Source organism: Paenibacillus sp. MAEPY2, from assembly GCF_000499205.1.
In the GTDB taxonomy this organism is placed as follows: domain Bacteria; phylum Bacillota; class Bacilli; order Paenibacillales; family Paenibacillaceae; genus Paenibacillus; species Paenibacillus vandeheii.
In genome coordinates this window covers 102,831-123,985 of the sequence record NZ_AWUK01000030.1, presented here as the reverse complement: position 1 = coordinate 123,985, position 21,155 = coordinate 102,831, and the positions used below count along the sequence as shown (strand labels likewise).

Annotated in this window: 20 protein-coding genes; 14 read left to right on the top strand and 6 right to left on the bottom strand. The window is 49.1% G+C overall.

Going from position 1 to position 21,155, the window contains the following annotated elements; genetic code table 11:
- The first annotated feature begins 117 nt into the window (after positions 1-117).
- The 6 genes from P364_RS0121980 to P364_RS0121955 all read left to right on the top strand — a co-directional run bounded on the left by P364_RS0121980 (position 118) and on the right by P364_RS0121955 (position 7,787).
- Entirely contained in the window at positions 118-801 is a 684-nt protein-coding gene (locus P364_RS0121980; protein ID WP_024632225.1) for a response regulator transcription factor, read from the top strand.
- Between the two features lie 14 nt (positions 802-815).
- On the top strand, positions 816-2,345 hold the full coding sequence (locus P364_RS0121975; protein ID WP_024632224.1) for a HAMP domain-containing sensor histidine kinase: 1,530 nt from the start codon (positions 816-818) through the stop codon (positions 2,343-2,345).
- A gap of 82 nt (positions 2,346-2,427) precedes the next feature.
- Complete coding sequence (locus tag P364_RS0121970; protein ID WP_024632223.1) at positions 2,428-3,342, top strand: ABC transporter ATP-binding protein; 915 nt, start codon at positions 2,428-2,430, stop codon at positions 3,340-3,342.
- Positions 3,339-4,055, top strand: coding sequence for an ABC transporter permease (locus P364_RS0121965; protein ID WP_024632222.1), 717 nt, complete (start codon positions 3,339-3,341; stop codon positions 4,053-4,055). The genes P364_RS0121970 and P364_RS0121965 overlap by 4 nt, the downstream gene beginning before the upstream one ends.
- 1 nt (position 4,056) lies before the next feature.
- The gene (locus P364_RS0121960; RefSeq protein ID WP_024632221.1) at positions 4,057-4,791 is read left to right on the top strand and encodes an ABC transporter permease; all 735 of its coding nucleotides are present in this window, start codon (positions 4,057-4,059) and stop codon (positions 4,789-4,791) included.
- A 281-nt stretch (positions 4,792-5,072) separates the two neighbouring features.
- On the top strand, positions 5,073-7,787 hold the full coding sequence (locus P364_RS0121955) for a PAS domain S-box protein (protein WP_024632220.1): 2,715 nt from the start codon (positions 5,073-5,075) through the stop codon (positions 7,785-7,787).
- 130 nt (positions 7,788-7,917) lie between these two features.
- On the opposite strand, the gene P364_RS0121950 is transcribed toward P364_RS0121955, so the two are convergent.
- Positions 7,918-8,871: an L-lactate dehydrogenase gene (locus P364_RS0121950; RefSeq protein WP_024632219.1), complete on the bottom strand. Its 954-nt coding sequence runs from the start codon at positions 8,869-8,871 to the stop codon at positions 7,918-7,920.
- 501 nt (positions 8,872-9,372) lie between these two features.
- Between P364_RS0121950 and P364_RS36300 the strand changes: the two genes are divergently transcribed.
- On the top strand, positions 9,373-10,026 hold the full coding sequence (locus P364_RS36300; protein WP_024632218.1) for a hypothetical protein: 654 nt from the start codon (positions 9,373-9,375) through the stop codon (positions 10,024-10,026).
- 125 nt (positions 10,027-10,151) lie between these two features.
- Positions 10,152-10,994, top strand: a complete 843-nt coding sequence (locus P364_RS0121940; RefSeq protein ID WP_024632217.1) for a serine/threonine protein kinase — start codon at positions 10,152-10,154, stop codon at positions 10,992-10,994.
- Positions 10,995-11,126: 132 nt separating this feature from the next.
- Here the strand turns inward: P364_RS0121940 and P364_RS37865 are convergent, their stop codons facing one another.
- Positions 11,127-11,303: a hypothetical protein gene (locus tag P364_RS37865; protein ID WP_173405241.1), complete on the bottom strand. Its 177-nt coding sequence runs from the start codon at positions 11,301-11,303 to the stop codon at positions 11,127-11,129.
- Between the two features lie 210 nt (positions 11,304-11,513).
- Between P364_RS37865 and map the strand changes: the two genes are divergently transcribed.
- Positions 11,514-12,260, top strand: a complete 747-nt coding sequence (gene map / locus P364_RS0121930; RefSeq protein WP_024632216.1) for a type I methionyl aminopeptidase — start codon at positions 11,514-11,516, stop codon at positions 12,258-12,260.
- A gap of 174 nt (positions 12,261-12,434) precedes the next feature.
- On the top strand, positions 12,435-13,448 hold the full coding sequence (locus P364_RS0121925) for an NADP-dependent oxidoreductase (protein WP_024632215.1): 1,014 nt from the start codon (positions 12,435-12,437) through the stop codon (positions 13,446-13,448).
- A 99-nt stretch (positions 13,449-13,547) separates the two neighbouring features.
- Here the strand turns inward: P364_RS0121925 and P364_RS0121920 are convergent, their stop codons facing one another.
- Positions 13,548-14,033: a CcdC family protein gene (locus tag P364_RS0121920; RefSeq protein WP_024632214.1), complete on the bottom strand. Its 486-nt coding sequence runs from the start codon at positions 14,031-14,033 to the stop codon at positions 13,548-13,550.
- A gap of 544 nt (positions 14,034-14,577) precedes the next feature.
- Between P364_RS0121920 and P364_RS0121915 the strand changes: the two genes are divergently transcribed.
- The gene (locus P364_RS0121915) at positions 14,578-15,708 is read left to right on the top strand and encodes a hypothetical protein (protein ID WP_024632213.1); all 1,131 of its coding nucleotides are present in this window, start codon (positions 14,578-14,580) and stop codon (positions 15,706-15,708) included.
- A gap of 99 nt (positions 15,709-15,807) precedes the next feature.
- Here the strand turns inward: P364_RS0121915 and P364_RS0121910 are convergent, their stop codons facing one another.
- Positions 15,808-16,380: a TetR-like C-terminal domain-containing protein gene (locus P364_RS0121910; RefSeq protein ID WP_024632212.1), complete on the bottom strand. Its 573-nt coding sequence runs from the start codon at positions 16,378-16,380 to the stop codon at positions 15,808-15,810.
- The gene (locus P364_RS0121905) at positions 16,377-17,102 is read right to left on the bottom strand and encodes an MBL fold metallo-hydrolase (RefSeq protein WP_024632211.1); all 726 of its coding nucleotides are present in this window, start codon (positions 17,100-17,102) and stop codon (positions 16,377-16,379) included. Before P364_RS0121905 ends, P364_RS0121910 begins: the two co-directional genes overlap by 4 nt.
- A 434-nt stretch (positions 17,103-17,536) precedes the next feature.
- Here P364_RS0121905 and P364_RS0121900 point away from each other — a divergent pair, with 434 nt between their 5' ends.
- The gene (locus P364_RS0121900) at positions 17,537-18,001 is read left to right on the top strand and encodes an Rrf2 family transcriptional regulator (RefSeq protein WP_024632210.1); all 465 of its coding nucleotides are present in this window, start codon (positions 17,537-17,539) and stop codon (positions 17,999-18,001) included.
- A gap of 249 nt (positions 18,002-18,250) precedes the next feature.
- Positions 18,251-18,877 carry a nitroreductase family protein gene (locus P364_RS0121895; RefSeq protein ID WP_024632209.1) on the top strand — a complete coding sequence of 209 codons (627 nt, stop codon included), beginning with the start codon at positions 18,251-18,253 and terminating at the stop codon, positions 18,875-18,877.
- Between the two features lie 112 nt (positions 18,878-18,989).
- Here P364_RS0121895 and P364_RS0121890 read toward each other — a convergent pair whose 3' ends face one another.
- Entirely contained in the window at positions 18,990-19,673 is a 684-nt protein-coding gene (locus P364_RS0121890) for an S-layer homology domain-containing protein (protein WP_024632208.1), read from the bottom strand.
- A 403-nt stretch (positions 19,674-20,076) separates the two neighbouring features.
- On the opposite strand from P364_RS0121890, the gene P364_RS0121880 reads away from it, so the two are divergent.
- A complete protein-coding gene (locus P364_RS0121880; protein WP_236642074.1) occupies positions 20,077-21,135 on the top strand; it encodes a lactonase family protein in 1,059 nt (352 codons plus the stop codon).
- Positions 21,136-21,155 lie beyond the last annotated feature (20 nt).

Below are 21,155 nucleotides of genomic sequence, written 5' to 3'. Positions count from 1 at the left end.
ATAAAGGACATCCAAAGTTGTATGCTAATCAGCTCGTACATTTTATACAAACAATATACTTGATTATGTTTCAAATATTATTAACCCAAAGGGTGCAGAAAGGAAACGAATACGCGCATGAAAACGAAGTTGTTATATATTGAAGACGATACCGAGATTGCCACATGGGTCAGGGATGACCTGGAGGAGCGAGGTTATGAAGTGGTATGGCTCGCAAGTGGCGAAGGCGCGGCTGAAGCAGCCGGAGGCTGCTCGTTGATTATTCTGGATGTCATGCTGCCGGGATTGGATGGATTTACGGTGGGTCAGCGACTCAAAAAGGAACATCCTACCGTTCCCGTTGTGATGCTCTCAGCCAGAACGTCCATTGATGACAAGCTGCATGGGCTTGATTTTGCTGATGATTATGTAACCAAGCCGTTCCATCCGGATGAACTCGCCGCGCGGATTGAAGTCCAGCTTCGGAAGGCAGGGACTGCGATCTCAGCCGATACCGTGGTGAAGTTGGATCACCTGTCCATCTACGAGAAGGATAACCGAATCGTGAATGGGGAGACGGGAGAAGAAATTATTTTATCGGGGAAACAGTTTCATATCTTCGCTTATCTGCTTAGGCATATGGGTATGATTCGGACCAAAGAGCAGATCTACGAAGCCGTTTGGAACGAGCCTTACTTGGACGGGGACAAGACATTAATGGTACATATTCGTCATCTGCGCGAGAAGCTGGAGCGTGATCCGGCGAACCCTACGATCATCCAGACCGTTCGTGGTGTAGGGTACCGCGTGAAGAAACCATGATGAGGAAGTCCGGCATGCGAGGAACACAGGAGAAACGAAGAGGAAAGGAACGGCATTTCGCGGGAAAACGCAAGCTTCGTTTCGGTCGGTCCCTGATGTCCCGTTATATTATCCTCATTCTGTGTGCGGTTTTGTTTGTTCCGGTCGTCCTTCCGATTGTATCCGTGATTTATGTGGTGGTGGTGAACCAATCGAATACAGGCAATGCAGCACCTTATGGAGACTCCACCCATATTAGTAACCTCTGGTCACAGGCTGCGAAGAAGCTGGATGGGGCGACTCCGGCAGCAATAGATAAACGCATGGAGCAGCTGCACCGTAAGTATCCTCTATCTTCCATGTACCGTGTGGATCAGAACGGGAAAACAGTCTTTATTTTGCCTGGCGAAGGGGTAGTTGTATCCGAGTCTTCATCTAATAATACGACAATAACGACGTTAAAATGGACGTTGGACGATCTGAAAACAGAAAAGACGCAAATTCCTGCACAATGGAATGTGTCCCAGACGCTGCAATTTATGAAGGAGGCATTCTATCGCGATCCCCTGACGGTAATTGCTTTTGTGGGAGGAAACAGCAAGGACAAGGGACAGGGTTTCATGGTCATTGAGGTGCCCCGTACGCTATTGCAGAAACAGCAGAATAACTGGCCTATGGAGCTTCTGTATTTGGGTGCATTGATGATGGTCATCTTTTTGTTCTTCATCGTCATGTCGATCCTGTTCTTCGCGCGGATTCGCAAGCGGCTCATTCGGTTGCAGACCGCGATGATGACCCCGGGCAAGGAGGGCATTCCACTTCCGGTTGATATTCGCAGATTTGATGAGATCGGACAGCTGGAAGAATCATTCAACCAGATGGTGCATCAGCTAACGGACAGCCGTCACCGGGAACAGGAGGAAGAGCAGCTGCGCAAACGTCTCATTGCCGGGCTCTCTCATGATCTGCGTACACCCCTGACTGTCATTCGTGGACATATGCATGCTCTGCATAAAGAAGCGCTTAGCGACAAGGGCGTTAGTTCATTGGGACGCATGGAGGCAAAGATGGAAGACCTGGGTGGACTCATCGACAACATGTTATCGTACAATTTGCTTACTAGCGGGAAGTACACCTTGAATCTGGAAGAAAGGGATATACTCCGTATTGTCAGGGAAGCGGCAGCAGCGTGGTATCCCGTTTGGGAGAAAGAACAATTCGACATCGATATTGATTTGCCGGATGAACCTCTGATCTGGCAGGTAGATGAGCAGGGAATGCGTCGGATTCTCGATAATCTGTTCCAGAACGTGATCCGCTATGCGACGGAAGGAAGATACATTGGTATATCCACTGAGCAGATTCAGGGACGAACGGCTCTGGTCATCCGGGATCAGGGTCCGGGCATGCAGCATGAATCGGAAACGAAAGGAACAGGACTTGGCCTGTCGATTGTGGATCTGCTCGTTCGTGAGATGGGACTGCGCAAGAAGGTGGATAGCTCCGAGGCAGGTGTGCGGGTGTATATTTACAATGGAACGGTTACGGGAAGTGAATTGAAATAACATTTTTTTAAACTAAACTTAAACTTCAGCCGACTTCAGCTTTAACCTTGGAAGGTTACGATGATATCCGAGGTGATTAACAGTGAGTGATAATATTATTCAAACCGCTAACTTATGGAAAACATACCGGGACCGTGCGGCGGTCCGTGAACTTGATCTGCATATTAAAAAGGGAGACATCTACGGCTTCCTTGGTCCCAACGGCGCTGGTAAAACAACAACCATTCGCATGCTACTTGGGTTAATCAAGCCGACCAAAGGTGTCATCCGTATATTCGACAAGGATATCCGCAAGGATCGCATGGACATTCTGCGACGTGTTGGGTCATTGGTCGAATATCCGTCTTATTATGGACATCTGAACGCGGTGGAGAATCTGGAAACCTTGCGCCGGATACTGGATGTACCCAAATCGAGGATTGCCGAAGTGCTCTCCATCGTGGACTTGACCCGGGATGCCAAGCGTTCCGTAAAAGGTTATTCGCTTGGTATGAAACAGCGCCTGGGTATTGCGAGTGCCCTGTTGGGCCAGCCGGATCTGCTGATTTTGGACGAGCCGACGAACGGACTCGATCCGGCAGGCATTCAGGAGATCCGGGAGTTAATCAAACGCATGCCGCTGGAACACGGCATCACCGTACTGGTGTCCAGCCATTTGCTGAGTGAAGTGGAACAGATGGCCAGCCGGGTCGGTATTATCCGTGAGGGGAAGATGGTCCTTCAGGATACGATCGCCAATCTGCACAGCCAGACGGGCAGCTCCATTCGGCTGACGGTCTCCGAGCCGGAAGAGGCGATGAAGCTGGCAAGAGAGCAGGGACAATTCGGTCAACGTGAAGGCGCGGCGCTCACGTTTCCGTATATGGACAATAGCGCGATTGCACTGCTGGTTCGTCGATTGGTTGAGCAGGACCATGCAGTCTATCGTGTGGAAGAGCACCGTCAATCCCTGGAGGACTTGTTCATGCGGGTGATCGGTGAGGGGGCAACGGTATGACGGGCCGTGCGTTATCGTCCGATTGGCTCAAAATTCGTGGCAAAGGCATCTGGTTTCTCGTTTTTCTGGCGCCTATTGGTCTTACGGTCATGCAGGCTCTGAACTTCGGGTTGCGTTTGGACTACCTGAAAGAACTGTATGCGGGGAATCTGTGGGAGAGTTTGCTGGAGAATGTAGTTGTGTTTGTACCGCTTGCGTTGATGCTGGGGGCGACGATTCTCAGCTCGATGATCGCAAATGTTGAACATGAACAGGGCTCATGGAAGCAGCTGCTGGCGATACCGATCACCAGACCTGCGGTATACCTGGCTAAATTTCTGCTCGCTTGTATGCTTCTGATCATCTCCTGTTTGTTATTAACTACGGGAATTATTGGTCTGGGACTGCTGCTTGGATTCGACGCCGGAGCGATTCCCTGGTCACAGGCAATCAAGCTGGGTTTGCTGCCACTGGCTGGTGCGCTTCCGGTGTTATCGCTGGAGCTGTGGCTTACCATGGTAAACAAAAATCAGGCTCTTCCTGTCACGCTTGGTATTGTACTGGCTGTATTGGGCATGTTCGCACTTAGTATCTCACCGAACTTTCCGCTCGCTTGGGCACAGATGGCTTGGAGCAGCTCAAAGCCTTTCCTATATGCAGGTATGGGTGTGGGTTCGGGTCTTCTGATCATGTTGCTGGGTATGGTGCACTTTAGCCGGAAGGATGTGGCCTAAGATGAGTTTTGCGACTACCTATTTCCGAATCTTGTCCTCTGAACGCCTCAAAATGGGTAAATCGCCTGTCTGGCTTCTAGTTCTGCTGAGTCCGTTAATTGCTTTGCTTATTGGGCTGCTGTCCACTCCTTCGGGCCAATGGAGTGTACTTATGGGTACAATGGTCTTTCTGCATGGTTTGTTATTGCTGCCAATCCTGACTGGTGTATTTACGTCTTTCGTCTGTCGTTTTGAGCATGCGGGGGGAGGATGGAAGCAAATGCTGGTGCTGCCACTTACCCGAACGGGCGTATATGCTGGCAAGCTGACCATCGTGATTTTGCTTCTGGCAGGCACACAATTATTGTTGCTGGGCTCTATTCTGCTGGCAGGTACGATCCAGGGTATGACGGACCCTGTTCCATGGGGATTCCTTACAGGCAAGCTGCTGCTGGGGTTATTTGCTTGTGTGCCACTCGCAGCTCTCCAGATGTTCGTTTCCTTGGTATGGAGCAGCTTTGCCGCTCCGCTGGCATTGAATTTTGCGTTGACCGTACCTAATATTCTGATCATCAACTCGAAGACCTTCGGCCCGTATTATCCTTGGGCGCAGCCCATGATCCTCATGACACCGATAGAAGGCGGAGGCTTCGGAGCATACAATGTTCCGCTTGGGACGCTGCTGGCGGTCGTTGGAGGCAGTGCAGTTCTCTTCATTTTAATCGGAGTTTTGTATTTTAGAAAAAAAGAAATTTGATCCACCTTTTTCAAGGCTGATCGTCGTTAAATAAAGATCCCCATCAACACCGTACGCGGAAAAAACCGTATGGCGTCAATGGGGATCTATTCATTTTAATTTTAAAATATCAAATTTTTAAATGATGAGATTGTAAGTAAATGTGAACTGGAATCTGGTAAAATAAAAAAAGCTGTTTCTAGGGAGGCTTTCATGGTTATTCGAGGGTAGGCCCATTTCGCCGAAAATTATATTTTTTGGTTGTTAGATGAAGATATAGGCTGAGAAAAGAGGGGTAAGCCTTGGATATTAATAAAACGGAAACCCTAAAGCGTGTAATTTCTGATGGGAGTTATTACCAATCGCTGTTTTTTAATCACCCGGATGCCATATATGTGATGGACATCCATGGAAATCATATTGACGCCAATCCCTCGTTTGAGCGGATATCAGGATATAAAATTGAAGATCTGATCGGAATAAGTCGTGATCGAATCTGTCCTCCGGAAAGTGATCGCCTGAGGAATAAATACATTGGCGAGGTGTTGTCTGGACGTTCCGTCAATGATTCAATGGCTTTTTACCATAAAGATGGTTCTGTTAAACATGCCGAGATTACGTATATTCCCATTACTGTGGGAGAAGAAGTTGTGGGAATATACGGGATTGCCAAAGATGTTACTGAAGTTGTGGCAGTTGAACGGAAGCTGCAAGAGACACAGGAGAAATATCAGGTGCTGGCTGATCATGCCCAAGACCTGATCACTACCTGCTCAATAGATGGCAAGCTGTTGTACGTATCGCCATCCGTGTATACGTTACTGGGGTATAGACCGGAGGAAGTCACAGGCAAATCCTTCAAGGATTATTGTTACCCTGGAGATTATCCTGACCCTATGGAACTGTCCATGATCGGTAATGGTTGCAAAATGCGAGTGTTGCACAAGAAAGGGCACTATGTCTGGATGGAGACTCTGGCAAAGCCTGTGGCTGGAGATGAGGGCGAGAGTACGCAGATCGTGAGCATTAGTCGGGATATTACCCAGCATAAAGATGCGGAGAGACGGCTGCGGGAGAGTCGTCAGCGTTACAAATCTCTGTTCGAGCATAATCCGGCTGCGGTGTATTCGCTGAGTCTCGAAGGTAAGTATACTGCCGTAAATCGCAATTTGGTCAAAATGCTGAATATTCCCCGAAGCAAGCTGATCGGGCAGTCTTTTCTTTCGAACCTGGACCCATGTGAGGTACACAGCGGACAGGCTTATTTTGAACTGGTGAAGCAGGGCAAGCCCCAACACTATGAGTCTCGAATCGTGAATTCCAGTGGCAGGAAGGTGGATGTATCCATCATTAATGTTCCCATCATTGTGGATCAGGAACTCGTGGGGGTTTACGGGATTCTGTCGGATATTACGGAGCGTAAGGACTATACGGAACAGATTCAGGAGCTTAGCAAACAGCATGCCCTGATCCTCAACTCGGTTACAGAGGGCATCTATGGATTGGACGCAGATGGCATCACCAGGTTTATGAATCCAGCTGCTGCTTCCATGTTCGGCTACGAAGCGGAAGAGTTTGTCGGCAAAAGCTCGCATCCCATTATTCATCATTCACGTGCAGACGGTAGCTATTTTCCAAAAAAAGAATGTCCCATTCATATGACCGTGATGGACGGGAAGTGTCGTACAGTGAAGGAGGATGTGTTCTGGCGCAAAGACGGAACCAGCTTTCTGGTGGAATATCAGGTTACACCGATTATCGATGAGGGTCAGATTCGTGGTGCCGTTATCGTGTTCAATGATGTGACTGGTGATCGCGAAATTGTGCGCGCCAAGGAAACGGCTGAACTTGCGGCTCAGGCGAAGTCGGAATTCTTGTCCATGGTCAGTCATGAAATTCGTACACCGATGAATGGAATTGTAGGCATGACTGAATTGCTGATCGGCACGGATTTATCGGACGAACAGCGGGAATACGCCGAGATCATCCGTGAGAGCGGCGATGCCCTATTAAATATTCTGAATGACATCCTTGATTTCAGTAAATTGGAGTCTGGGAAAATGGCTCTGGCCTACGAGCCGTTCTCGCTGCGCATCATGTTGGAACAGGTTGCGGAGCTTTTCTCCCCTAGAGCGGAAGAGAAGCAGCTGAAGATCCGATATCGCCTCAATCCCGATATTCCTGAATATATGGTCGGGGATGCGATGCGTATCCAGCAAATACTCGTTAATCTGGTGAGTAATGCCTTGAAGTTTACGGATCATGGGAGCATCGATGTTACGGTGGATATTATTCGCGGCAATAGACCGGAAGCGAGTGTACTGGATTTTGCGGTGAAGGATACGGGAATCGGTATTCCGGAAGATAAGCTGGATCAGCTGTTCCAGTCCTTCTCTCAACTGCATCCTGTGATTAACCGCAAATATGGAGGTACAGGCCTTGGATTGGTCATTTCGAAGCGGCTTGTGGAGATTATGGGAGGCAGTATCAGTGTGGAGAGTAAAGATGGAGAGGGATCAACCTTCCGCTTCGCTGTGCCTGCCACAAGTGTAGATGCGACCGCAGAGGCAGAGCAATCTGCACGTCAATTTAGTCATGACCGCACACGTCAGGGAGATAAAGTGGCGATGCGTATTCTGGTTGCCGAGGATCATCCAGTAAATCGAAAGATTTTAACAGAGTATCTGGAGAAGCTCGGTTATCAGGCGGATGTATGCGCAAATGGAGTCGAGGCTATTGAAGCTATTTCGCAAAATGCCTATGATATTGTCCTGATGGATCTTCAGATGCCTGTCATGGATGGACTGAAAGCGACAGACCTTGTACACCGCTTAATCCCGCAGGAGCGGATTCCAGCTATTATAGCGGTAACCGGAAATGCCAAACGGGAAGATAAGGAAGCTTGCCTGGAGTTGGGCATGCGTGACTTTATAAGCAAGCCGATCATGCTGAGCGAACTAAAGCGGGTATTGCAGCAATGGGGGCCAGCAGATGAACCTCAGCTTACACCAAGCTGAGCCGTCGTCTGATCCAATGAACGACGAACACAAAATACGCCAATAACCTCCTATCCTATCAAGGAGCGTCATTGGCGTATTTATATTGTATGGTTACCTAGTTATAAACTTCTTCGAATGAAGGGAAGGGTTAGACCAGGGTAAGGCGATTGATGCTGCCTGACAAAACCTCGCAGGAACGCTCGAATTTCTCACGTTCAGATGCATCCAGATTCAATTCAATAATCTCCTGAATCCCATCCCCGCCAATAATGGCCGGGACACCTGCACAGACGTTGCGCTGTCCATACTCTCCCTCAAGGATTGCGGAGACTGCAATGATTTTGTGTTCATCATTGAGGATCGAACGGGTAATATGCGCGAGGGCGTTACCGATTCCGAATTGGGTGGACCCTTTGCGAGTGAAAATTTCCCACCCGGCATCTTTCGTTTTGCGGGCGATATCCTCCAGATCCAGATGTTTAAAGCGTTCCTTGTGCTGTTCCATAATGTGCATAATCGGTTTGCCTCCAATGGTGACATGCGACCATGCCACGAACTGGGATTCCCCATGCTCTCCGAGAGCATATCCGTGCACGCTGCGTGGATCGATGGAGAAGACCTCTGACAGCAGTGTTTTGAGGCGGGATGAATCAATAGATGTACCTGTACCGATCACTCGTTCACGCGGAAGGCCAGACAACTTCCATACCATATAAGTTACTATGTCAACCGGATTGGCCGCGATGACAAAAATCCCCCGGAATCCACTGTCCATAATGGGAACAACGATATCCTTGGCAATGGACTCCGCTTCCTCCAGAATGTCCAGACGAGTCTGTCCTGGCTTCGGATTCGCTCCGGCAGTCAGCACAATGACGTCCATGCTGCCGCAATCTGCATAAGTGCCAGCATATACCTTCGTGCGATTATGTGTGAAGTCCATGCAATGGGAAAAATCCAGCGCCTGTGCAACAGCACGGTCATACGTCCGGTCAACCATCATAATTTCTCTGCATATCGATTGATTAATCATGGAATACGCACAACTTGAACCGACAAGTCCCGCCCCGATCACCGCTACTTTACCTGATTTGCCTAACACTGCCGTTCAGCCCCCGTTTACATTTGATTTATCCGTTCTTCATGGTACTTATGTTAAGTATAGTCCTTTATTTTATGGCAACTATTGCTTCTACGTTACATAAGATAACACATGGAAAAGCTGTGCAGCAATGATTTCCTCTGTCGCGGGAGCGTATTGGAGCGACGGAGTTAACAAAATTGACATGAATATTTCCAATTCATAAAAAATGACGGCGTTTGCACCAACGAATTTCGACATGACAGCATTCGTGATCCTTGTCGGATGAAGGGTTATTTTTACGAATGAGCCATCTGACAAAAGTTCTTATGAATCCGCAGAAACAGAAGAAAAGCGTCAAAGGGATCCGCAAGGAGGCCGACGAATACATACGGACAAGCAAATGAAACATGCGTACTTGATCCATGAGACAGGTTGACCCGATCCGATGACAGTTCCAGAAGGGAACGCTGAAGCCACTACCTTGTATTCAAAAAGACTTCATTCCGGGAGGGAATAATAATGATTGAAGAAGCAGGAGCAACGACGGAAACGGCCAAGAGCCTGGGCATTGGTGCCAGTACTCTTCGTAAATATGCGGCAGCACTTGAGGAACAGGGATACCGATTCGAACGTTCCGCCAACAAATCCAGGTTGTTCAAATCAGACGATATTGAGTGCATCGAACGCCTGATGACAGAACTTAGGGAGCATAATCTGCCACTTGCAGACGCTGTGGTGACCGTATTGACTCCAAACGTGCCTGTGATGGCAATGGAGGATGCTTCGGGGGCGGAATGTGCGGCAACAGTAATGCCCGCAATATTTCCTGAGGGACCTGAACCAACAGGTACTCTGAGATCCTATGAAGGTCTGGGACAGCTGGTGAGTGAAGTGACATTCGGCGCTGTAGAACAGCAGGATGACCAGGTCCAGCTGCTGCAGCACCGGGTAGATGAACTGGAGTTAACGCTGCAGCACCTGGCGGACACCCACCTTGCTCTTCAGGAGCAGATGGAGAAACAGCGCCTGTGGATGAATGAGAAGCTGGAAGAGGAGCGGGACCGTGAACTGGTCACCAATCTGCGCAGCTTCCAGGGAAGAAAACGCAAACCCAAAGGAACGTCGCTCCGAATGTTGTTCGGGCTGCTGCCGAAAAAGCATAAAGAAGCCTAAGGACAAGGTCCAACCTCGTCGTGATTTTGAGCAGATCGCTTGATATAATGAGCCCATACAACAACAACAACAAGAAGACTGGCTGCTGATCTGCTCTGCACAACCGGAGAACAGGGAGAAATCAGATGGCTGGCGTGGGAGGATCTGTGGAGCTGCGACGAAGCTGGCAAAGACTGCTCGGCCTATGGACTGATCGTCCCCGGCGGGAAGGTACGGGGATCGCCGGGCGATATACGATAAATGGACTGCTCGGCATGGGAAGCTACGGACTGACATATCTGTGTACAGATGAACATACTGGCAAGGATGTGGCTTTAAAAGAATCCAAACCCAGCAAGGGCAGACTCGCTGCACGCTTGCTGGACAGGGAGGCGGATGTGATGAATCGGATGGATCATCCAGCCATCCCTGAGTTGCTGGATGTGTTCACATACCGGGCCCGCAGTTACATCGTCACCGAGTATATCCTTGGGGAGACACTTGAACAGTGCATATTCGATCAAGATCTCAAATATACGGAACGGCAATGCCTGGAGCTGGCAAGGCAACTGCTGGCTCCCATTGTGCATGTTCATGAGCAGGGATTTATTCATGGGGATGTGCGTATTCCGAACGTCATTTTACGTAACGGGCAGGTGCATTTGATTGATTTTGGCCTGGCGCGGCGCATGGGGGAGCCGTTGTTGCCTGAGCTGAAACGCCGGATGCGTGAATTGCCCGAACCAGAGGATGAACTGGCTGCACCTGACCAGGATTTGCAGGATCTCGGTCATTTTCTTTTGTTCATGCTGTATTCATCTTATGAGCCGGAGAAGGGTCGAAAACCAGCCAGCTGGCAGGAAGAACTCAAGCTCACGCCGGAAGTTCACGATATGCTGGAACGACTTCTTGGACTCCGTCCAGGATACGAAGGCGGGGCACTGGAATTACAGGCGGATATTGAGCATGTGCTGATGAAATTGCGATGATCAATCCAAAAATAAGGGGTGATTTGCTAACCGTGAGGACGGTTGCAGATCACCCCTTTCAATACATATGCGGATTAAGCGCCAGTCTAGGCTGGTATGAACATTTCTGTTTCAAAAAATGAAAATACCCGCTTAGCTGGAGCTGTATTTTCTGCTTTTATAATAACCGGAGCCGTGGCGGCTATCCCGGTGTTTCGCGTCTGAAGATGAATATCGTCTGTAGTTGCGTTTGCCGGAGGAACTGCTATATCGCTTACGGTGCGAAGAAGATTTGGAATCCAGAAGTTTGCCTAACATTTTCCTGAGCATGAGGTTTCCCTCCTTTCGACTTCAGCCGTTTTAAGCATATACGGGGCTCCGTCGAAGCGGGTTTCGAATTTTTTAAAGGGGAATAGTATTCATTGGACAGGAGCTTGGCGTATAATAGGATGTTGAGGATTACACGGAATTTTTTATTTGGAGCATTTCGCGTTACAATAGAAGACAGGATAAGATTTTAACGGACAAGGAGAATCTGTAATGATTACGTTGAAGACTAAAGAACAAATAGAATATATGAAGAAGGCCGGAGAAATCCTTGCCGCATGCCATAGAGAAATCGCAGGAATGATCCGTCCAGGGATCACAACACAGGAAATCGATCAGTTTGCAGAAGCCTTTATGAAGAAAAATGGCGCTACGCCGGAACAAAAAGGATACAACGGGTACCAATATGCGACATGTGCGTCAGTTAATGATGTGATCTGTCACGGGTTCCCGGGAAAATATGTACTGAAGGATGGCGACATCGTTACGATTGATATGGTTGTGAATCTGAACGGCTGGTTGGCCGATTCCGCGTGGTCGTACGCGGTGGGTCAAGTGACTCCGGAAGCACAGCACCTGCTGGATGTCACCAAAACCTCCCTCTACAAAGGGATTGAACTGGCCGTGGTCGGCAACCGGATCGGGGATATCTCCAATGCGATTCAGACATATGCGGAAGGTGAAGGTCTATCTGTCGTCCGTGAATTTATCGGTCACGGCATCGGTGAGAAGATGCATGAGGAACCGCAGGTGCCTCACTACGGCCCACCACACCGTGGTCCACGTCTCAAGGAAGGTATGGTTATTACGATTGAGCCCATGCTGAACATTGGTACGTACCGCAGCAAGCTGGACTCGGATGGCTGGACAGCGCGTACCCAGGATGGAAGTCTGTCTGCCCAATATGAGCATACGATTGCCATTACAGCAGATGGTCCTGTGATTTTGACTGCCCAATAATGGCTCCCGATGTCTTCAATGGGATGATATTTGCATATTTCAAGGCGGCCCACGTTTGTGATCCGCCTGTTTCGGTTTAAACTATTTAGAGGCGATACACATAGAGCCAGTGGTGAATGATATCAGCTGACTGAGGGTTATCCCTGGTCCACTGGCAAGAAGGAGGTCATTTTGGTGTCTGAAAATAAACAGATCGTACTTGCGTCTCGTCCCGAAGGTGCCCCATCCAGAGAGGACTTTAAATTCATTGATGCACCGCTTCCTGAGCCGGATGCAGGACAAGTCCTGGTACGTACGCTATATTTGTCTGTAGACCCGTACATGCGGGGCCGCATGAAAGATACGAAATCTTATGCTCCCCCCTATGCATTGAATGAAGTGATTAAGGGCGGAACCATTGGTCAGGTGGTGGAGTCTTCGGAGCCCAATCTGCGCAAAGGGGATTTGGTATCCGGAATGTGGGGCTGGCAGCAGTATGCAGCCGTAAATACGGGAGACATTTCCCTGATTGATACAGGAGAGGCTCCACTTACAGCTTACCTGGGTGCGCTTGGCATGACCGGGTTGACCGCTTATTTTGGCATGGAAGATATCGGCAAGCCAAAGGACGGCGAAACGGTGGTGGTATCGGGAGCAGCCGGAGCGGTAGGTATGATAGCGGGGCAGATCGCCAAGATTGTAGGTGCACGAGTCATCGGAATTGCGGGTTCTGACGAAAAATGTGCTTATCTGAAAGAAAAACTGGGATTCGACGTGGTGTTGAATTATAAGCGTGAAGAAGATATGTCTGCTGCCATTGAACGGGCTTGCCCGGCTGGCGTAGACGTGTATTTCGACAACGTTGGCGGTGAAATCTCTGATGCGGTCTTGCGCCATATTAATCGGAATGCGCGTATTCCGATTTGTGGACAGATTTCGTCATATAATTTGGAGAAGCCGGACATCGGTATGCGCCCGCAGACGGTGCTGTTAACCAATACAGCACTGATGAAAGGCTTTTTGGTGGGCGACTATGCCAAATCCTTTAAGGAAGGCCGGGCCAAATTAGCGAAATGGGTTAAGGAAGGCCATATTCAATACGAAGAGAACATCGTGGAAGGTTTTGAACAGACACCGGAAGCGTTTATGGGCCTCTTCTCTGGAGATAACCTGGGCAAGCAGCTCGTAAAGGTTGCAAACCCTGAATAGATATATTCCCATGAACATATGCCTGAACAGGAAAAGACACGTTCCGCACGGTAAGTGCGCAGAACGTGTCTTTTTGGTTGGTTGGACGTTGCGATGCTGCTAGGATTCGGCAGCAACAACTTCCTTGTAATGCTTGTACATATATACCCGCCAGCGCACGATCATGCCGAAGGCCAGAAGGAAGAACAATCCACCCGTTTGAGGAATGCTTACATAACGCTGAATGACTTCATGCAGGATTAGACGTATGGCCAGCAATCCAAGCAGAATGAAAGCAAAGCTCCGTGAACGTGTGGCAAAAATTTCCTCGTTAACTCGTTCAAACCGTGTACTGCGAATGAGGGGATACGAGAAGATAAACCAGCCCACCAACAGCGCAATAAGTGCCCATAGCAGCGGAACATGAGTCTCCGGTACAACAAACATGAGGAAACCTGTGCTCATCCCCAGAGGAGGAATAAGTATTTTGCGAATGGTTACCGGACGATGACTGGCTTTCATTCGAATGAAAATGGCAAGCAGGGCCATGATGAGCATACCCAGGGTTGCACCGATCTGAAGGTAAAATGGACTGATTTGAGCCACGTAAAACGCCCTCTCTCTGGAATAAGATGTTATCCGGACATCCGGAACATGCTACGAATTACCGGAATTTTCTGTTCCTATTATATCACAAACGAAGAAAGCCGATAGAATGCTTAGTGTATCATTTACCCGGATTGTATATACAGGGTTCATTTGAAAAATTTGTATTATTGTGCCCCGTGTGAAGCGGTTTATTCGAGTAAGGGCAAATCAGGAAATGAACTTACGAATGCAGCAGGATCAAGGAAATCGGCGGTTCTAAGATGGATATGCAGGTATCAGATCGAATCGGGCCTGTTATGCGGCTATACAAACACATGAAACAGATGAAAGAGCGTGGACGTATTATATACATCCCGATCCGGTCTGCTGTATCAAAGTATCAGAGACATGAAGTCAGCTGCGAACCCGTGTGCTTGTTGAATGATTAGGATCGGTTCTGGCGTTTGGTGAAGTATGGGATGAAGAAGGACCATAAGAGCGGAAAGGGGTAATATGCCGATCATAGAAATACCTTGGAACAGAGCAAGGAGGAATACGCTTCATGAATAGAAATCACAGGCCACTCACGGTATGGGCATTGGCTTCCCTCACCGTAGTATCAGTGGTCCTGGTTATCCCCTGGATTTTGTGGCAGTCCCAGGCTCCAATACCGCTCAATATCATGATTGTCGACAAAGGTAAACCGGACTTCGCCTATGCGGGGCATAAGGGACTGGTATGGATTCTGAATCAGCAGAAGATTGTCCAACAGACAGGGGAACATTATCGGTATGAAGAAGACTACTACGGATATCATATACAGGATGGGGTCTCTCGTAGTGAGCGGACATTACCGGATGAGGTAACCGACACGGACTTGATTTACCTGACGGCGAATCAAAATGTTTCATCGACAGGTCCGGAAGAACGTATACAAGGCAAAGCATATGAGGGCCTCACGATATACGATGCGCACAAAATTAACGAAGCTGCAACCAAAGGTGTAACGGTTGTGGTCGAGTATAGCGCCTTGTCGAACGCTGCTTCAAACATAACAAGAGAGAAATTGTATCCGATTCTGGGGATGAGAAGCAGCGGATGGCAGGGGAAATCCGTATTGGATCTGCAAAGCGCGGATGAAGTGCCCCGGAAGGTACGGATGAACTATGAGCTTCGGGAGAAGAAGAATTGGTTGTTTCAAGGTGCGGGCATTGTACTGATTCATGAGGACGGACGGGTGATTGTACTGAAGCAAGGCCGGGATGTAAAGACGGGTAATATAAAACTTGCCTTTACACAGGAAGGGAAGGAATGGAGTGGCATTACCAGGGACATCCATTACAGCGAATGGTTTGACATCGTCGTGCCTGAACGACAGGCTTCTGTACTGGCATGGTATAAGACGGATCTGACGGAGAATGGTCAGCAGAAACTAATGGACGCAGGTATCCCGGCGGAATTCGCTGCTCTTATTCGGCATGAGGGCTATAACCGGACTTATTATATGGCAGGGTCATTCGGAGAGCTGGAACATTACTCATTCTGGCGCCGTATCAAGGGATGGGATGTCGTGAAAACGAAGCTTACACCCGATCAAAAGGGTGTTCCGGATCGTTTTTACTGGAAAGTATACGTTCCCGTAATGAAGAAGATTTTGCAGGAAATCCAAACAGGGCGAGTACCCTGGCGATAGAGTAACCGTTCCTTCGGTAGCGGGACGGTAGGATACATAAGGAGGGCAGCAGATGATCTGCAGCCCTCTTCCCATTTGAAATCAAGATATATATATATTTCAGGTTGTATGAAGATGTTGCAATCCATTCAGGAAAGCAGTCACGGTCAGCTGTAGGCTCTCATCGGGGTCGAAGCTCATGCCGAAGCCGCCCTTCTCACCCATGGAGGCGAAGCCATGGCAAAGACTGCGTAAACCGCGAACGGCATGCAGCGCTTCCGCTTCACTTAGCGGATAGGGCTGCAACAGACGCAAAAGCAGATCCAGGGCAGCCGTGCTGGCGACAACGAGCTGCGGTTCATTACGGTCCGGCGCATGGAAGAAGGCTTCGTACAGCCCTGGATGCTTGCGGACGAAGCCGATATATGCGGCAGCCACCTCCTGAATAGCTTCATCGCCCGAACGGCCAGCGGAAGCCTCGGTTAACGCACGGCTGAGCTGCTGGGCGGACATCAACGCTAATTCCTGGCGAAGCCCGGGGAGACCGTTGATGTGGTTGTAGAGCGACGGGGAGCGCACATCCAGCCGCTGGGCCAGAGCGGCCAGTGTCAGCGAGTGGAATCCGTCGCTGTCGGCAAGCTGGGCGGCGGCGCTTAACAAAGCGCCGCGATCCAGCCCTTGGCGGGGGCTCACAGGCGCCCCCCGGCAGGGCGCAGCCGCTGCTCCGCGTCTGCCGTAGCTGCGCGCATGGCCGCGGCGGGCTGACGCAGCATTCGTCCGTGCCCCACAGCGAGCACGGACGGTTCCAGCTCAGCCAGGCGCTTGGCGCTGGCAAGAGCAAGTTCTCGGTTCCACGTCGCCAGCGCGGGGAACGGAAAGAGCGGGCGCAGGCGGCCGGATACGGCGAGGCCGCCGTGCAGCTGGTATGCGTCGCCAGCGATGATCACGCGGCTGCGCGTATCCATCAAGGCCATGTGGCCTGGCGTATGGCCTGGGGTAGCAATGGCGACCAGGGAGCCTATCCGGTCGCCGTCATCGAGCAAGCGGTCCGGCCGGGTGCGGATCGCTTTGGGCACACTGCCGCGTACCGGAGTCTGTGGCTCGCCGGGAAGCAGGGAAGCATCTCCGGCGAGCAGCGGGGCATCTCTTCTGGAGATGCAGACCTCGGCTCTAGGCAGCGCATCCTTAAGACCATCCAGTGCACCAACATGGTCGCCATGGGCGTGAGTCAGAATGATTCTGGTAATCGGTTTGCCTAGGGATTGTGCGGTAGCCAGAATCCCCTTGAGACTGAATGGCATTCCGGTATCGATAAGGGTAAACCCGTCTTCTTCTTCAACGAGATATACGTTCACAGGGAAAAGACGCGGAAGGAATGAAACTTGGACAACATCATGCTCACGTGTAATTCGCATCATTGAATCCTCCTTAAAACTAATGTTGTTAGTAATATAACTAATGTCATTAGTTTTTGCAATACCCATGTTGATTTGCTTAAAAAATAGGATATTTTCAGAACCGAAGCCACTTTACAAAAAAAGCGTTTTCAAAATAGGAATAACCGATTATAATAATCTCGTAAGCCCTTTCATATGTCTATCTTATTGGAGCCTTTCGCGAAGCGATCGGCTCACTTTTTTTGTTCTGTTGCCCTAAAACACGTATAGAACTCAACCATTTCATTTAACCTATGAAAGGCCTGTAATACTGGAATGACAGGGGAATTCAGGCTTTTCAACCCCTTGGCTGAGAGTATTGACAAACATAACTGTTATTCCTATAATGACAGTTATACTTACCTTGGATTGAATTTTCATCGGTGAACGATATGCCGGGAAGGGAGTAAGTAATGAACAGTGAATTTACCATTGCTGTGCACTGTCTGGTCTTTTTGTCCATGAAGGATGAGTGTATGGCCAATAGTGAAGATTTGTCCCAAAGTGTTGGTACGCACCCAGCCAGGGTACGCAAGGTACTTAGTGTTCTGCGGAAGCACGGATACCTGACAACCAAGGAAGGTGCCCATGGTGGATATCTGCTCAGCCGTCCGAGTGAAGAAATCAAGCTTGGAGACTTGTACAGGCTGGTAGCAGGTGGATCACTTGGACCCAGCTGGTGTTCGGGAGAATCCGGCTCCACATGCGTCGTTTCTTCCAATATGCAGGATGTAATGGGAAGCATCTACGATGGAGGAGAAGTAGCGCTAAGCGCTTATTTTGACCGCATATCTATTGAGGATGTGAAGCATCGTATCGGTAATGGGAAAGAATGTTCCTTGTCCATGGAACCCTTGTCCATGAAGGATAGATCATGACAGATTTGATCATTACCAGCTCTTCATGATCTAGACCTGCACGGATGTTACCAAACATGTTGGAGAGGCTATATAAGGGCGTTTGCTCCGGTTGTATGATCCGAAGATGTTTCAGGCGATTCCGGGCATAACGTGAACACAGATGGAAGCGATCGTCTGCGCTGATGTTATTTTCGGAAGGTGAGTACTCGGTAGAGTTTGCCCTTGCGAACGTAAAAAAATAAAAAAAGAACTTGGGGAGTGGAACGCATGTCCAGCATTGAAAACAATGAAACACTTCGCGTGATTAATGAACGTCACGCTGTCAAAAAATACGAAAGTGGTTTTGTTATGCCTGAAGCAGATCTGAATGCTATCCTGACTGCTGCTTCCGAAGCACCATCATCATGGAACCTGCAACACTGGAAATTCCTCGTGATCGAATCCGAAGCGGACAAGGCCAAGCTGCTGCCAATCGCTTACGGTCAAAGTCAAGTCACAGACAGCTCCGTTACTATTGCTGTACTCGGAGATCTGGAAGCGAACCGCAACGCCGTGATTTATGATCAGGCTGTTGAAGCAGGTGCGATCCCGGCTGAAGTTCGTGACGCATTGGTTGGACAGATCAACGGTGCTTACCAAAATCCGCAAATCGCCCGTGACGAAGCGATTCGCAATGCATCTTTTGCTTCACAGAACATTATGCTTGCTGCACGTTCCCTGGGATATGATACTTGTCCAATGGGTGGTTACAACCCGCAACAATTGATCGAAACATTCAACATCCCTGCGCGTTATTTGCCAACGTTGTTGATTACTGTAGGTAAAGCTGCAGTACCAGCTCGTCCGGCAGGTCGTTTCCCGCTGTCCGAAGTTGTTGTAAAAGGTTCTTTCTAAGACTGATCTTGGATCAGTTGTCGTTATAGATATAACGGAAACAGCCGCATGTCCCCTTTAGAGGGAACGTGCGGCTGTTTGGTATTTTAAAAAATAACAATAACAATGGGCATTATTTCTCTGGTGTTTCCGGGATTTTCGGTGCATTGAAATCTTCCATATACTCAATCGCGTTATACATCATAACCGCAGCTTCGGCGCGGCTAATCGTTTCCTTTGGATTAAAGTTGCCGTCTGCATCAAGGGTGTTAATCTTCAAGACAAGGGAGCGTTGGACAGCGCCTTGATATTCTGGAGTAAGCTCTTTTTCGTCCGTGATATCTACAGGTTTAATGTTAATCATCGGCAGGCCGCCTTTGGCTTCAATACCCTGCATCAAGAAAAGGGTATATTGTTCACGGGTCAACGCTTTGGAAGGATCGATATCGTTTGACATCTTAATGCCATTGAACTGGGCGCGGATAAAAGCATCACTGTACCATACGCCATCTTTTACGTTGGAGAAATAGTCACTGGGCAGTGGCTGCTTGATAAAACGAATCGTGTCCAAATTCAGATGCAGACCATCTGCAATGAGCTGTATGCCCTGAGCTGTGTTTAGTTCCTGTTCCGGGTTGAACAAGCTGTCACTCACTCCTTTGATTAAGCCATCCTGATGCAGGGATTCAATCTTGTCCGCGCCTGCAATACCTTGAATATCAGTGAATTCTGCTTGAGCTGCATGAATCGGACCAGCGCTCAGAGAAAGAGTGAGTAAAGCTCCGGCGGTTAACGTAGCCAACATATTTTTTTTCATATCAGGTTCGCCTCACTTTTCCGGGATTATCCCTTTGTATAAAAGCTATTTGCTATTTGCCCCTATAGACGACCCTATTCGTCAAAAGGTTGCTGCAATTTTCCATTGAATTTTCAATATGAAATGGATCGTTACTACTCCGTTCAACCGTTTCTGCGGTAATGAATCAGGCAATACATCGAGTTTTTGCATACTTGATTTCGTTGGGACATTCGCCATGCGGTGGAGCTCTTGTAAGGTTTCATACTTTGTATTATGGTGAGGGAGGATACCCACTGAAGCAAGGCGACATGAATTGGGTAAATACATAATAGTGGAATCAAACATACGGTTTACAGCTTCGTGTAACGGCATGTGATTATAGAGCAAGACCAACCATTTGAATGAATAGGGAGAGAATGAAATGATGGAAACGACAGCAACCAATGAAGTTTTATTCTATACAGGTACTTATGCATCAGCGGATCAACCGGGGATTTTTCTATGTGCGTTGAATAAGGATACAGGTGAGATGCGGATTGTAAATCATATGGACGGGGTGGACAATCCATCATATCTTGCTTTATGCCCGGATGGGACTTGTCTATATGTTGCAAGCGAAACGGACGAGGGAGAGGTGCTCGTCTATCGGCGGGATGCCGCAACGAGCGAGTTGCACTTGATGGATCGCAAGTTGACGAAGGGCGCTTCACCTTGTTACGTGTCTGTGACGCAGGACGGCAAGTGGGTGCTGGCATCGAACTACAGCAGCGGCAGTGTGAACGTATTCCCGGTGGGGGATCAAGGAACGCTTGGGGAGATGAGCGCGCTGGTTGAACATACGGGAAGGGGGCAGAATGATGACCGTCAGGAAGGCCCACATGCCCACTCCATTCAGCCAGATCCTTCAGGACAGTATGCTATTGTATGTGATCTTGGTCTGGATCAGATCATTGTGTACCGTAACGAAGAAGGCCGTCTGGTTACACACCGGGAGATGAATCAGCCTCCAGGCTCCGGACCGAGACATCTGGTCTTCCACCCAAACTCGAAATGGGCATATGTGGTCAATGAATTGAGCAATACCGTTACAGCGTTCATGTATGATGAGCGCAGAGGAGAGTTCACTACGCTGCAGCATATCTCCACACTGCCTGAAGGTCATAGTGGAGAAGGTACGTCGGCGGACATCCGCGTGTCCCCTTGTGGGCGTTTCCTGTATGCTTCCAACCGTGGGGACGACAGTATTGTGCTGTATCACATTGACCAGGAATCCGGTGAGCTGGAGGCTGTTGAATGGACCTCCACCATTGGACAGACTCCGCGTAACTTCAACCTGCTGCCTGGCGGTATTTTGCTGGTGGCCAATCAGGACAGCAACAACCTTGTTGCTTTTCAGATCAATGGCGAAGATGGACGTCTGACCCATAATGGTTTCAAGCTGGAGATGTCCCGCCCAGTATGTATCGTACCTGTAGTTTAAGATGAGATGAAGCCTAGTTC